Consider the following 14,803-nt stretch of genomic DNA (forward strand, 5'->3'; position numbering starts at 1 on the left):
TATAACTATTTAGCAAATGAGTTTAATTCATATACGTCATCCTCAAATCTCACGCCGTCGATTTTTGCAGCTATCTGGTATTTCTAGTATGAGTTTGCTACTCGGCGGCTGCGGGACACCCGTTTTTGAAGATTTAGTAGGTGCAGTTTCTCAACCACTTAATCAAAAAGTAGAGAAATTAATCTTTAATCCTGAAAAACTTGTACCAGAATTTTCATTTCAGGAAATTCAACCAGAAGCGTTAATAGTTAATAGCTTTCGTTCTACGCCAATTATCGATATAGAAAAGTATCGTTTAATTGTTGATGGAGAAGTGAATCAGCCTTTAAATATTAGCATGGCAGAGATGCAAAACTTACCCTTGACTTCGATGATTATCCGCCATATATGTGTAGAAGGTTGGGCGGCGATCGTGCAATGGGGTGGTGTAAGGTTAAGAGATATTATTGCCCTGGCTCAACCAAAATCTACTGTCAAATACGCTTATTTTAAATCGGCTGATGGTTACTACGAAAGCTGGGATATTGCATCAGCTTTACATCCACAAACACTTTTGGCTTATGAAAAGAATGGTGAACCTTTACCAGTTGAAAATGGTGCGCCTTTGCGTTTAGCTTCGCCGATTAAGTTAGGTTATAAGCAGAGTAAGTGGGTAACTCAGATTACTTTGACTAGCAGTTTATCTATATTTAAAGGCTATTGGGAGGATCAGGGTTATGAATGGTTTGCTGGAATTTAGATTTTAGACAATAGATATAGCACTTTTCAACGAGCGTGAGTTACAGGAAAAATAATTAAACGCAGATGTTGGCGTTCGCGGTAGCGTCTCGTAGAGAAGCCAATGCTTGGCAACGCTACCGCGAACCCGAAGGGTACGCAGATGAACGCAGATGAATCTGTATTCTAATCGGTTGCAATCTGCTATAAGTAGCACAGCTTTGGTGGGCAATGCCCACCCTACTTTTATCGGCTATTTTATTGATTATATTTTGTTAAATCCAATTTAAAATTTAGTAATAATTATTAAGGGCAGATTAAAAGTAGAATATGGATTACTTTTAAGTCGTTATAAGATTAGATGGCAAGCTATATTAATTTTGTTAAGCAAAATAGAGGGGGGTTTCTGTAGTTAATTTTTGCATTTCCTGAATTGGCGCAAGGCTGAAACCGTTATTTCCAGACTAAAGTGCTTCTATTGGCTTTTATAGCAGGGGACAGGTGATAGGGGACAGGTAACAGGGCTGAAAGCCTTTGAAATTAAAGGTTTTAAAATTGTATGATGTCCTAACTTATCAGACGACTGCTATAGCTCAAAATCTGATTGTTGAAAATATTTATACGTAAAAATACTCAAGTTTATTCATAAGGCAGATGGTAAACGTATCAATAATACGGTTAAAACATCTGTAGGATTTAGCATTTGCTTGTGGCATATTATTACAAAACTAACAAAAAATTTATGTATCGATTCCAGGTTAGTGCATATACACAAACTGGTGAATCTATTGGTCTAGTCGGTTCTAGTCCCGAATTGGGATCGTGGGATATTACTAGATGTGTTCACCTCCGCACGAGTGGCGATCGCTATCCTTTATGGTGGGTAGATATAGAATTTGATCTTGAGCCATTGTTGGCATCAGATAACACCCAGATTGAGTATAAGTATGTCAAGTTCGATACCCAAGGTAATGTCCAATGGGAAGCTTTAGGTGCGAACCGTTGGCTACCGATAAATCATCAGCCTTCGGGTACTATTGTCTTGGATGATGGTACATTTGGTTATTTACAGCCTTATCCATTCGCCTACCTGGAACAGCCAACTTCTGTCATCAATCCTTCACCAGAAAGGTCTGAAGGTTTAAAAATCTTGGTAATTGGTAGTTCCGTAGCTTTGGGTTATAAAGCTTGGCTGTTGCAAGGTTGGGTTTGCTTACTAGAGCAAGCTTTGCAGGAAAAATATGGACATAGAGTAGTAAATGTATCGGAAGCGGGAGCCAATGTCAGCCGGACAATTACCCGCTTTGGGTCAGTAGTTACGCCAGAACAGCCGGATGTGGTAATTATCGCCTTGTCGCTGGGTAATGAAGGTTTAGCTTCCTGTCCTCCTCACGAACGACGAGCAATACAACGACGGTTTGAAAGCGGCTTGCAGCAGCTTGTGAACATGACCAGGAAACTAGGAGCGTTGCCGATTTTGGGGGGAGTCTATCCTCACAATGACTATTCTCCTGAGCATCACTGGCTATTAAAAGAAACAAACCATCGGATGTTAACTTGGGGCGTTCCGATTTTGAATTGGCTGGAAGCGTTAGATAATGGGCAAGGACGCTGGCGAGAGGGGATATCTTTTGACCCATCTCACCCCAACAGTATCGGTCATAGGCTCATGTATGAGGCGATCGATTTGCACCTGTTTGACATTGACAAAGCAGAATTAGCCAAACAAACACGCCACTTCTGGGAACCGAATGAAATTCCTATTTATCTTGATAATGCAGGCTTCTATGTCTGTACTTCTATTGAAGAGAAGAGTTTGCGAATCAGCAATCCATCAAAATCCAATTATACCATTGCTCCCTATTGGCAAGAACTGCAAACTGTACTGCAAAGTCAAGCCAAATTGACCCCAGGCGTTTACATTGCTAAAAATCCCCAACCAGGAATACTCCCCTTCTTGGCTGTAAAAGAAGATGGGGCTTTAATCACAACATTAGAAATACCCCCGGCTACTGAGGTAGAATACATAGCCGCCTTCAATCTCTTTGCACCCAACAACTCCCAGGTGTTGTACTATGATGGGCATTTAGGAATTTTGCAACAGGACGAGCGTCACCTTTGGGTAATCAACGAGTCAGACCACGAGTATAATATCCATCCCATGTGGAAGGAAGTACGGAGCGCACTAAAAGCTATGCCAGCAGGTGTCTATGAAGACCCTCTGCATCCCGATACCCCATTCCGTACAATGATGATTGGCAATCATGGATTAGAAAGTCGGGTGAAAGTAGCAGCACAATCTGCCGTGCTTTTCCAATATCAGTGTAAATTATCAGACATCAGCCGTATAGCGATTATACCTCTGGGCGATCGCTGTGCTGTGCGAATGATGCTGTATAAAATGGAGTATGACGGCCCCGCCTTTCCCTTTGATTTGACCCGCACTACCAAGATTGCAGATATTGCCGATATCATCGAAAATCGTTTCTATGATATGTGGAATCCCGACTTCCTCCATTACAGTGCAGATGCAGGCAGAATCTACCATAGCAAATGGACTGGTTTATCCTTCGCTCATGAAGTTGAAGACACAGACAACCCCATATATGATATGTCTCCCGTTTATGAACGGATGCGCGATCGCTATACAGCACGTTCCCAACGGTTTTGGTACACAGTAGAAAACTGCGATCGCCCGCTTTTTGTCCGCACCGGGATTTGCGATCGCGCTGGGGTAATTGATTTGCTTGACAAACTGGAAAAACAATGTCATGGCAAACCATTTCAACTATTGCTCCTATCTCCCCAAGCTAGCGAAGAGTTTTTAGGCATCCCTCATGTCCTGCATTATAATTACGAGTTTAATCCTGATCTGATGTATGACGATTTAGGACATTGGATGTACTGCACAGACATATTCCGGGGAATTTTGACATCCTTGGGTGTGTCTAGTAAAAACCTCTTTTGGTGTCCACCGAATCCACCCAAGGACTGAGGTTTCATCAATATCAGGACATAGGCAACTGGCACATGGGATAGGGTGCGTCAGATGTGGAAAATCCACAAAATGTGTACGAAATTATTGAGGCTGACGCACCCTACAGTTAGTTTGATGATGACACTTGCGTCAGTCCTAAATATTTTATCGTAAATAAAAGGGTTTAAGACCCCTACATCTATACGTAGTATCAGTTTCAGTCGGGGTTTAAATCCCCGACTGTTCGCGTAGCGTGCCGTAGGCAAAATGTCTTTAATGCGCGAATGCGTGAATGCGCGAATGCGCGAATTGTTAACCACATCTATCGAAATAGCTCAACCACCGTCGGCTTAGTCACCTTTCCCATCGCATTACGCGGTAATTCTTCAACTAGCAAAATCTTAGTGGGGACTTTATAAACCGCTAATTGTTCCTTTGCCCAACCTCTCAAAGATTCTAACGTTAACTGACGCTGTGGTTGCAACACTAACGCCGCACAAACTCGTTCACCCCACTCAGGATCAGCCACCCCAACCACAGCACATTCTTGAATATCTGGATGATTTCTTAACACTTCTTCAATTTCTAGGGCGGAAACTTTATACCCTCCTGTTTTGATGATATCCACGCTCATCCTTCCCAGAATGCGGTAGTTACCATTCTCAACTACGGCTAAGTCACCTGTACAAAACCAACCATCTTGGAAAGCTTTAGCGGTGGCTTGGGGGTTTTGCCAATATTCTAAAAATACACCAGGGCCTTTGACTTGGATTTCTCCTGGTGTTCCTGGTGGAACTAAATTTCCACCTTCATCCACTAATCTCACTTCCACTTGTGGCAAAGGTTGACCCACATACCCAGCATATCGTTGACCGTGTAACGGGTTGGAGAGTGCCATACCTATTTCCGTCATTCCATAGCGTTCTAGGAGAAAATGACCGCTAATATTTTGCCACTTCTGTAAAACTTGCACTGGTAAAGCGGCGGAACCAGAAACCATTAACCGCATTTTGGTACAGCCTGCTGTCATGGTTTTTTGACGTTCCTGGGAAGCATTTTCCCAAGCAGCAATCAACTTGACGTATATCGTCGGGACTGCCATAAATAGGGTGAACTCACCCTGACTAATTAGCCTCCAAACAACATCTGCATCAAATTTACTCAACATATGACACTCCGCTCCAGCCCATAAAGCACAGGTGAGGACGTTGATAATGCCATGAATATGATGTAATGGGAGTACGTGTAGGATGCGTTCGCGTAGCGTCTCCGAAGGAGAATCGCTCGCTGTCCATTCCCAAGCAGTAACTAAGCTAGTCACTTGCGCTTGAATATTTTGATGAGTTGTCACCACACCCTTTGGTTTACCTGTTGTGCCGCTAGTGTAGAGAATTAAGGCACGTCTGGTAATATCTATTTCTGGAAGAGGCGCAACATGATCACCGAGCGGTTCTGTGGTGAGGATAAATCGCAAATTGTGAGTAGTTGCGATCGCCCTCAGTATATCCTCAAAATGCGGATGGGCAATAATCATCGATGCGCCTGAATTGGTAATCACATATTCCAACTCTGGTCTTGGATGAGAAATACAAAGAGGTACTGCTATTCCACCCGCCCGCCAAATTCCCCACTGAGTGGCTACATACTCAAATCCTGGTGGAATTAAAAAAGCCACTCGCTGCTGTTGTAAATCTGCTGTTCCATTCAGAAGATTTGTTGCTATTTGACTAGAAATGTGCAATAAATCCTGATAAGTAAATGCGCCTTCATCTGTAAGAATTGCTCTTTTCTCGCTATTTTTTTCAGCACGAGTAATTAAAGGGAGAGTCACTTTTCTTTACCAATTTATGCTTATTGTTCAGTCTAATTACTGAAAGCATATAGCAATCTCAACTATTTTATTTAAACTTTTGTAACTTCTTGATCAGGAGATATCTATGGTTGTGAAGTTCACTACGTAGATAGGTTCTTCCCTAGTTCTAAGAGATGTTCTAATTGTGGCTACATCAAGCAAGATTTAACCCTTGCTATTCGTGAGTGGGAGTGTCCAGAATGCAAAAGTTTCTGGGACAGAGATGTGAATGCTGCACTCAACCTGATGCTATTCTCGCAAGTTAAAATCCCCTTGGAATAAGGGAAATCTACGCCTGATCAGCTAGTTGAAAGACTAGGGATGAACCGGGATACTGGTTCAGGACAGGAAGCCACAGGTTCCGCGTAGCGGAACCTGTGGTACTTCACTTCGGAATACTATATAATCTGGAGAAGAATTGATTATCTGGCTCTCTGAGTTTTGCCGCATCAAGCAAGACGGTTGAGCATTTACCAGGATTTACAATATAAAGGCTCCTTCAATTCCCCTACCAGTGTTTCTACCAAAGTCAGCGAGAGCCTCTCTTAATTAAGGGAATTTGGAAGCAAAGTTCATCTAAATTTTCATGCAGCCGCGCCTGTCAGAACATGATCTGCTGCTTAAATCCAGATTGCCCAAATCCATTAAACTCTGATGGAAGAAACTCATGTAAAACTTGTGGTACTACCTTAGTACCGTTTTTAAGAAACCGCTTTCGTGTTATCCGTGTCCTTTCTGATGAAGGGGGATTTGGGAGAACTTATCTATCAGAAGATAAAGATAAATTAAATGAACTATGTGTGATTAAGCAACTAGCACCCAAATTTCAGGGTACTTGGTCACAAAAAAAGGCAGTGGAATTGTTTGCGGAGGAAGCCAAGCGCTTACAAGAACTCGGTGAACATCCGCAAATTCCGACTTTGCTGGCTTACTTTGAGCAAGATAACTGTCTGTATTTGGTGCAACAGTTTATTAATGGACAAAATCTTTTAAAGGAGTTGCAGCAGCGTAAGAACTATCGACCAGGGGAAATTCAAGCGATTTTGCTAGATTTACTCCCTGTACTCAAGTTTATCCACGATCGCGGCGTGATCCATCGCGATATCAAACCTGAAAATATTATCCGATGCCGCACTGATGGGCGATTAAATCTGATAGATTTTGGTTCCTCTAAACAATTGACAGCCAAAGCTCAAAATTTCGGCACATCCATTGGTTCACATGGTTACTCACCACTAGAACAAATTCGCGATGGCAAAGCTTATGCTGCAAGTGATTTGTTCGCATTGGGCGCTACCTGTTTTCACCTGCTAACTAGCGTTTCGCCTTTCCAGTTGTGGATGGAACATGGATATAGCTGGGTGTCTAATTGGCGGCAATATTTACGTAGTCCCTTAACGCCTGAATTGGATTTTGTGCTGGACAAACTGTTGCAAAAAGACATCAAGCACCGCTACACCTCGGCTGATGAAGTCATCAAGGATATTACCCCCAAACAGCCCCTCGCCTTACCAGCTGCTGGTCAAACCTCTGGAAAAATCACTGTAACTCAGACAACTTATGTATCTAAGTTGCCAAAGAAATATACATTAGTCAGAAGTATAGTCTTACTGAGTGCTTTGATATTACTGTTTGGTTTTAGCGAATCTTGGGTTAGCCAGTATCGGCGGATTTATAGCAGTTTATCCTCCAGGTTTATTCAGCACAAGTCTAATGAAATGGTGATAACCAAGCCGCAAAAGCCAACATTGAGAACCATTTTTTTAGCTAATACACTTCCAGACAATGAAAACCCGTATGTTTCCGTCGCGGTGAGTCCGAATAGTCAAATCATAGCTAGTTGTGGGAGCGATCGCACCATTAAAATTTGGCAATTAGCTACAGGTGAAGACATCTCTACTCTCAATGGACATTCTCGCAAAGTTAATGCTGTCGCCTTTAGCCCCGATGGTAAAACCCTAGTTAGTGGTAGCGATGATAACACTATCAAAGTTTGGAATTTGCAAACCGGCACAGTAATTCGCACCCTAGAAGGACATAGCGACGCAGTTCATGCCCTCGCCATCAGTCCCAACGGTAAAACCTTAGTTAGTGGTAGCGATGATAACACCGTTAAAGTCTGGAATTTAGCTACAGGAAGGCTGATAACTACACTAACAGGACATACATTTTGGGTGCGTTCCGTCGCCATTAGCCCTAATGGTGTAAATATTGCCAGTGGTAGTTTTGATAAAACTATCAAAATTTGGAATTTAGAAACCGGAACTCTCACTCACACACTAGCAGGACATGGGGAAACAGTTACATCAATTGCCTTTAGTCCCGATGGTAACACCCTAGCCAGCGCCAGCCGTGACCAGACAATTAAGCTGTGGAATGTACCCACAGGTACGAGACTTCGCACATTAAAAGGGACTACAGAAACAATCACATCAATTGCTTTTAGTCCAGATGGTAACACCCTAGCCAGCGCCAGCCGCGACCAGACAATTAAGCTGTGGAATTTAGCAACAGGCGAAGAAATTCGCACCCTAGAAGGACATGAAAATACCGTCACATCTGTAGCCTTTACTCCTGATGGTGAGAGTTTGGTTAGTGGTAGCGAAGATAATACGATTAAAATTTGGTCTGTGGGAAGAATTGACAATTGACAATTGATAATTGACAGTGGAAATAAGCTATCAATTAACAATTGACTGGGGTAGGGTGCGTCAGAGGTGAAAAAATCCTGAATTTGTGCGAAATTATTGGGTCTGACGCACCCTAGCGTTAGTTTAATTATGACACTTGCGTAAGTCCTATATCTGTACGAAAGTCCTGTCATAAAGAAATGGCTCTAGCCTAGTTAGAACCATTGAATAGTATTACTTTTTGAGATTAAGTAAATTAGAAATAGTCTCAATCTAGAATTGTTAGCTAACTGTCTCGCTGATTTTGACAGGCTTGGCAAATTTTACCTTCTTTCTTAAGCTCTGCAATCCAAAGAAGAAGGGTACACCGATCACTGGTAACATACTTGGTGATACATCCCAGGGTACAGGAGTACCTCCTGTAGCAAATGTAGTTGAGCTATATAGTAAACCAGTACCACCATTAATATTAAGTGAACTAAGAATCCCAATTCGTACATTAGGAATAAGTCCGCTCGTAAGTGGATAACCAAAGTAGAGATTACTATTGCTGTTTACCTGGCTTGTAAAAGTAATAGAACGTAGTGATAAGATAGATGGCTCTAAAGTAAGGGCGTTACTTGCAGCATTTATAAATAATCCACCAGTATAACTCAAAGTAGAGTTAGTTTTCTGTATTACATCTGATACAGTACCATTACTTAAAGTAAACTTCCAATCTAAGATATTGCTTGCAGAAAGATTGGCATTAGCAGTGTTAGTATTGGTTATTACATAACCTGTAGCTGAATAATTATTACTTGTCAAGTTAACATCCCATTGATAATCTAGCGCGAAACTAGGGGATGTAGAAGCTAGTGTTGCGCCTACAGCTATTGCGGTAGGTAAAACAGCTAAACCAAGTTGTTTAGCATTCCATTTTTTGCTCATGAATTTGCTTTCTGAAACATTACTTGTATCATAATAAATGATTTTTACTTAAAGAGTATAGTATAAATACTGAAAAAAATTAGAAAGAAACTTGATTTATATCTGTCGCATTTTTGTTTCAAATTGGTATTACATTTAACTGCGAATTGCGAATTGACAATTGTTTTGGTCAACTGTCAATTGCCCCTCTTACCAAAATCACGGTACTATCTACACCAGAAGCGATCGCCTCTGGAATATTACCTTGGATAGCTTGTTGTAATAAGCCTTCACGGGAAGCACCTAAAACTACGACATCATAAAATTCGGTTTTCACCAGCTTAATTACACCTTCGACTACTGAATCAGCTTGTACTGGGGCTGCAATTACAGTGCTAGTTAATTGACTGCGGCGCATTAATTGGCGGATGGCTTGTTCTAAGACTGTCATATCTGGTTGAAGGTCAAAGGGTTTAAACACCCTGGTCAACCGAATTTGCGGTTCATTTCCCAATGTCACTAAAGCAGGTAACAATTTAATAGCTATCCTAGCGTTGGGGCCGCCAGCCATTGGGACTAACCAGCGATTAAATTGGGGACTGGGGACTGGGGACTGGGGACTGGGGACTGGGGACTGGGGACTGGGGACTGGGGACTGTTGATTATTGACTGTGGACTGTTGACTGTTGACTATTGACTGTTGACTATTGACTATTGACTGTGGACTATTGACTATTGACTGTTGACTACCTAACTTTACTAGCACTACGTCGCAGGTGGCTTGGCGGATGATGGTGTCTACGGTATTGCCAAAAATACGTCCTGGGGTGGATGTGTTGCCTTTCCAACCCATGAGGATGAGGTCTATATGTCGTTCTTTGATAGTTTCGAGAATTGCTTGGGCGGGATCGTGGGCGACTCTAATCTGAGTATGGACGGGGATGCGCCATTTTTTGGCTAATACTTCTGCTTGTCGTAAAAGGCGACGGCTTTTAGCGGTTCTGACGGTGGTTTCGGATGGGGATGTGTGGCGGGAGACTAACATTACTTGCACACACTCTATTTCATAATGGCGATCGCGGGCAATAGCGGCAGCCATTTTTAGTAGGGTGGCGGCGGTTTCGGGGTTGGCTACTGGGACTAGCAATCTACCTCTGCCGATGCTGGGACTTCGCGTTTGGTAAACTACATAAGATGGTTCTAGTTGTGGAGTTGGGTGGGTATTTCCACCGTTGAGATGGTCTGCTTCTGCCTTAATGATATCCGCACGGGTAATTATCCCTATCAATTTTTGCCCTTCTACAACTGGTAAGCGACTGATTTGATAACGATCTAGTAAATACAACACATGACTCAGGGTCTGTCTAGGTGTCACCGTCATGGGGTTGGCGGTCATAATATCCGTGAGAGTAGCATTATCTTCTAGATGGCGACTAAGACTTTTTGTTAAATCTGATTGAGTAACAATCCCTACTAATTTATTATCTTCAACTACCGGAAAACCGCGATGATGGGAATTGGCAAAAGCTTGTTTGGCTTCTTCTAGGGTGATATCTGCGTCTAGAGTTTCTACCCTTTGCTGCATGACATCTTTTGCAGTCAGTTGGGTTAATATTCCTTCCACTGATACCTGTTTGGTGAGGGTAATGCCATTTAACAGTAATAATTTCTCATATAGTGAACCGGGGACTACCTTATCCGCTACCAAGTAGGCAGTCACAGCCACTATCATTAAAGGTAGAACCAGATTGAAATCGGTGGTCATTTCAAAGACAATCACTATTGCGGTGATTGGTACTTTAGAAACAGCGCTAAAAAATCCCCCCATCCCTGCTAAAGCATAGGTAGCAGGAGAACCACCTCCCAATACATAGTGGGCAAATACCCCTACCAAATGCCCTAAAGCCGAACCCAAAATTAAACTAGGCGCAAATAATCCTCCGGGTGCGCCAGAACCAAATGCGACCAAAGTCAGGATAAACTGAGAGATAAATGCGATCGCTGCAAAGGTTGGTTTTAGTTCACTAGTGATCACATATTCTCTTAACCCAGCATTATCACGGAAAGACTCTGGTAACAGCGAGATCACAATCCCAGATACTAGACCAGCCAAAGCTACCCGCAGAGGTAAGCTAATATGCAGGTTGCGGTAGAACTGAATGCTAAAAATTATCCCACGATTAAATAATGCACCAAATAACCCTGCTAAAACGCCCAAAAGCAGAAACAAGGGAATTTCGGGAAAGGAGAAACGACTGGAGTAATAAAGTAATTCTATGTTTAAATCTAGACTGCGACCACCCAATAATCTAGAGACTACCCCACCAATAAATGAGGCAATAATCGCAGTTCCCAGGGTCAAACCTGATAAATCTTGCAGTAATTCTTCAATAATAAATAATACACCAGCAATCGGGGCATTAAACGCCGCCGCCAAACCTGCACCCGCACCCGCCGCAATCATTTGTCGGCGGTGGTCGGGAGAAGTGGGAACTAAGCGACTCATCCCAGATGCCAAACCCGCCCCGACTTGGACTGTCGGCCCTTGTCTTCCCAGCGTCATCCCCGAACCTAAAGCAATAATAGCACTTAGTAGCTTAACCAAGGCTACCCGCCAAGATAATTTTGTCGGTACATTTGCTAGGGTAGCCTTGACTTGAGGAATACCGCTACCAGCCGCCTCTGGTGCTAATCTTTCCACCAATAGACCAGCCAAATACCCAAAACATAGACCTACAATTGGCAGGGCTACCCATGCAGGCAAAACGTGAGAACTATGAACTCGCCAAGCCCCTAAAAATCCCGAACTGACTTTCAAAAATACCGCAGATAAGGCAGCTACAATCCCGATAATACAAGCTTCTGCGATCGCTAAACCCCGTCTAGGTTGCAACCAGCCGCGAAAGTACATAATAGTCAGTTATCAGTTATCAGTTATCAGTTATCAGTTATCAGTTATCAGTTATCAGTTATCAGTTATCAGTTGACAGGTTACAGGTTACAGGTGACAGTTGACAGTTGACAGTTGTTCCTTTCCCCCCTTCCCCTTTCCCCCTTTCCCCTTTCCCCCTTCCCCTTCCCACTCCCTAGTTATTCCTCCCAGTCGTCGATAGTCCTTCAACTATCAACGACGGGGTATAACAAGAACCGTTCCAATCAGCATCACTGCCTAACTCAACTTGCTTGAGGGCGGTATAAACATTACCTGCGACCATTGTATCTTTAACGCGACCAACTACTTGACCTTTTCGGACTCTATACCCTAGTTCAATATTGATAGAAAAGTCTCCAGATATACCACTACTACCACCAAGCATTTGATCCACAATTAAACCATCGTCTATTTTCTGAATCAGCTCTTTGAGGGATGCAGAACCAGGTTTAATCAAGAAATTAAATAAGCCAGGGGTGGGATAGCTGCCTAAACTGGGGCGGAAACCATTACCAGTAGTCCCATTACTTAATTTTCTGCCTGTGGTGCGATCGCAATAATAATTTTGTAGTATTCCTTTTTCAATAAACACTAAAGATTTAGTCGGCGTACCTTCGTCATCAAAAGGGCAACTGTAAGGCCCTGCTTGTGGGTCTTGGTAAAGGGTGAGGCTGGGGGCAATTACTTGTTTTCCTAAGCGTTCTGCCCAAGGAGAGGCGGCTTCTAGTACACGTTTGCCATTCAACGCGGCTTGTGCCGTACCCCAAAGCATATCCGCCGCTTTGGAGGTAAACAAAACGGGAACGCGACCGTTGGGGGGTGGGACATTTTCTTTAGCCCATACCAATCTTTGGAGAATTTGATATGCTAATTTTTCCGGGTCTAAATAATCACGTTGAGTTTGTCCATCAGATACGCTCAAAAAATCGTCCCCCCGTATCCACTCGGCGGACATATAACAACTGAGGGTGGTATCGTTGTAGTAACAATCTAAACCTTGGGTGTTGATTAACCTAGTAGTTTCAACATCACATTCCCAATCACTATTACAGAGTACATCAGGATAATTATTGCGGATGAGAGCGATCGCTTCCTTGCCCCAATTGACTAAAACCTCTACAGACACAGCCTCACCCAAGTCTGGGTAGGATGGCTGAGAATTGCTCACCAATTCCACTGGTTCTGGTTGATTGAGTTCGCTCAAAGCCAGAGCGCGTTGTACCATCGCTTGTGGATCTACTGAACCATAAGCTACCGTGAGTCCAGGGCGACCTTTGCGCCATAGTCGCAGTGCCGTACCCTCAGATTGGCTGGTTTCTAGCTGTTTGAGCCGATTAGCCTCAAAAAAAACAGGACGAGAAAGCGATCGCGACTGATACACCTCAGCTGCTTCCGCTCCCGATTTCATAGCTAGTTCCAGCAGATGTTCTGCTAGTGTATCTTGTGATAAATTTTCAGAACCCATGACCCTCGGTGAATTGTGGACTGTGGATTTTGAACTGGCAACAGACGCAGATCATTATCCCAAATCATTGGTAACTATATCCGCGTAGATTTCAGACGGACGCAGATAATTATCCCAAATCATGGCTATCTATCAGCATTTAAAACAGTTATCAGTTATCAGTTATCAGTTATCAGTTATCAGTTATCAGTTATCAGTTATCAGTCAGCCAGGGCTTATGGTGGGGGATAAACAAGCGCTAAAATACCCATTCCACCAATTGCTGTGGTTGTTCACCAAGGTATTTAAGTACGGGCGGGTTTAAAGAACTATCTGTTTTTACCATGAATTACTCAATGAACCCGCCCCTACAACTGTTAACTGTTAACTGATAACTGATTAAGGCAAACCTACCTCTTGCAATAGCCAAAACCCAGCGAAAGACTCGGCTTGCGGGTCGGACTGCACGCCGATAAAGTGTACGCCATTGGCTTTTTGTTTAGCTGCTTCAAAACCTTGAGCTTCTCCTACAATGGTGGGATTTTTGATATTGGCTAAAATCCAACTTTCTGTAGCCCCAGTTTCTAAAACTAATCTTGTTCCTTGACTGGTATCTACTCTCAAAAATGCTAATTCTAACCCAGACATCCAACCTGCTATCGGTAAGGCTCTGGGGGAGAAAATCAACACCCCAGGAATACGAGTTTGGGGTGATACTTGAGCCAAATCTAAGGGAAATGCTTCAGTAAAACCAATATCCCACTCTGGCATTTCTGCTAGTTCCGCAGCCGACAAAGAGACAAATACCCATTTTTGCCCCTCTAAGGCATCAGGTAAGCGTTGGGGTAAAGGACTATCCAAACGCACCGAGGGATTTGTCCCCCCCTGATAACCCGGTTCTTGGGGATAAACCTCTTCCATACGCTGCTTGAGCCATTCATGAAGTATCAAAATCCGACGGCTAGGCGCAGCTGTTATGCCAGCATCCTCACAAGCTTTGACAATCATATTATTCATTTGGCGACGGAAAAAGCGGATTTTGTTTGGTGCTTCTCCCGCCTTGCTAATAGCCTCTTGGATAGCCGTCCTTAACCAAACTGAATTGACCTCCGTACTAGGACAATATTTTGCAAAGCGAAATAAGTTATCCGTGTTTGTACGAACATCTAAGGGACTTTCACAAATTAAAACTTCCCAAACTTTTTTCTGATTAGCGTCCAAAATCGGACGAGAGTAAAAATCTAATTCCCAAATACTGCCCATGTTCTGCCGTATATGTCTGGCGAGTTTATTTTTTGTCTATACTCTCACTCTACCAAGATTAGTCATTAGTCAGTTGACA

General features: G+C 43.0%; 9 protein-coding genes. 4 read left to right on the top strand and 5 right to left on the bottom strand.

Annotated elements, in window-relative coordinates; all coding sequences use genetic code 11:
* The first annotated feature begins 16 nt into the window (after positions 1-16).
* Together H6G83_RS09850 and H6G83_RS09855 are read left to right on the top strand one after the other, a co-directional pair.
* The gene (locus tag H6G83_RS09850; protein WP_190470645.1) at positions 17-739 is read left to right on the top strand and encodes a molybdopterin-dependent oxidoreductase; all 723 of its coding nucleotides are present in this window, start codon (positions 17-19) and stop codon (positions 737-739) included.
* Between the two features lie 720 nt (positions 740-1,459).
* Positions 1,460-3,712 carry a DUF1796 family putative cysteine peptidase gene (locus tag H6G83_RS09855; RefSeq protein WP_190470648.1) on the top strand — a complete coding sequence of 751 codons (2,253 nt, stop codon included), beginning with the start codon at positions 1,460-1,462 and terminating at the stop codon, positions 3,710-3,712.
* Between the two features lie 304 nt (positions 3,713-4,016).
* Here H6G83_RS09855 and H6G83_RS09860 read toward each other — a convergent pair whose 3' ends face one another.
* Positions 4,017-5,525, bottom strand: coding sequence for an acyl-CoA synthetase (locus H6G83_RS09860; RefSeq protein WP_190470650.1), 1,509 nt, complete (start codon positions 5,523-5,525; stop codon positions 4,017-4,019).
* Between the two features lie 102 nt (positions 5,526-5,627).
* Between H6G83_RS09860 and H6G83_RS35255 the strand changes: the two genes are divergently transcribed.
* Complete coding sequence (locus tag H6G83_RS35255) at positions 5,628-5,828, top strand: zinc ribbon domain-containing protein (protein WP_313935700.1); 201 nt, start codon at positions 5,628-5,630, stop codon at positions 5,826-5,828.
* A gap of 326 nt (positions 5,829-6,154) precedes the next feature.
* Positions 6,155-8,197: a serine/threonine-protein kinase gene (locus H6G83_RS09870; protein WP_190470653.1), complete on the top strand. Its 2,043-nt coding sequence runs from the start codon at positions 6,155-6,157 to the stop codon at positions 8,195-8,197.
* 261 nt (positions 8,198-8,458) lie between these two features.
* Here H6G83_RS09870 and H6G83_RS09875 read toward each other — a convergent pair whose 3' ends face one another.
* The 4 genes from H6G83_RS09875 to H6G83_RS09890 form a co-directional block, all read right to left on the bottom strand.
* The gene (locus H6G83_RS09875; protein WP_190470656.1) at positions 8,459-9,106 is read right to left on the bottom strand and encodes a hypothetical protein; all 648 of its coding nucleotides are present in this window, start codon (positions 9,104-9,106) and stop codon (positions 8,459-8,461) included.
* Positions 9,107-9,275: 169 nt separating this feature from the next.
* Entirely contained in the window at positions 9,276-11,996 is a 2,721-nt protein-coding gene (locus H6G83_RS09880; RefSeq protein WP_190470662.1) for a chloride channel protein, read from the bottom strand.
* 175 nt (positions 11,997-12,171) lie between these two features.
* Entirely contained in the window at positions 12,172-13,482 is a 1,311-nt protein-coding gene (locus H6G83_RS09885) for a TldD/PmbA family protein (RefSeq protein WP_190470664.1), read from the bottom strand.
* 378 nt (positions 13,483-13,860) lie between these two features.
* The gene (locus H6G83_RS09890) at positions 13,861-14,724 is read right to left on the bottom strand and encodes a Tab2/Atab2 family RNA-binding protein (protein WP_190470666.1); all 864 of its coding nucleotides are present in this window, start codon (positions 14,722-14,724) and stop codon (positions 13,861-13,863) included.
* Positions 14,725-14,803 lie beyond the last annotated feature (79 nt).

The sequence above is a fragment of the Anabaena azotica FACHB-119 genome (assembly GCF_014697625.1).
GTDB classification, from domain to species: Bacteria; Cyanobacteriota; Cyanobacteriia; order Cyanobacteriales; family Nostocaceae; genus Trichormus; species Trichormus azoticus_A.

Coding starts and splice junctions, on each gene's coding strand:
- H6G83_RS09875 (WP_190470656.1), bottom strand. CDS start 9,106: ATGAGCAAAAAATGGAATGCTAAACAACTTGGTTTAGCTGTTTTACCT.
- H6G83_RS09855 (WP_190470648.1), top strand. CDS start 1,460: ATGTATCGATTCCAGGTTAGTGCATATACACAAACTGGTGAATCTATT.
- H6G83_RS09850 (WP_190470645.1), top strand. CDS start 17: ATGAGTTTAATTCATATACGTCATCCTCAAATCTCACGCCGTCGATTT.
- H6G83_RS09885 (WP_190470664.1), bottom strand. CDS start 13,482: ATGGGTTCTGAAAATTTATCACAAGATACACTAGCAGAACATCTGCTG.
- H6G83_RS09870 (WP_190470653.1), top strand. CDS start 6,155: ATGATCTGCTGCTTAAATCCAGATTGCCCAAATCCATTAAACTCTGAT.
- H6G83_RS09880 (WP_190470662.1), bottom strand. CDS start 11,996: ATGTACTTTCGCGGCTGGTTGCAACCTAGACGGGGTTTAGCGATCGCA.
- H6G83_RS09890 (WP_190470666.1), bottom strand. CDS start 14,724: ATGGGCAGTATTTGGGAATTAGATTTTTACTCTCGTCCGATTTTGGAC.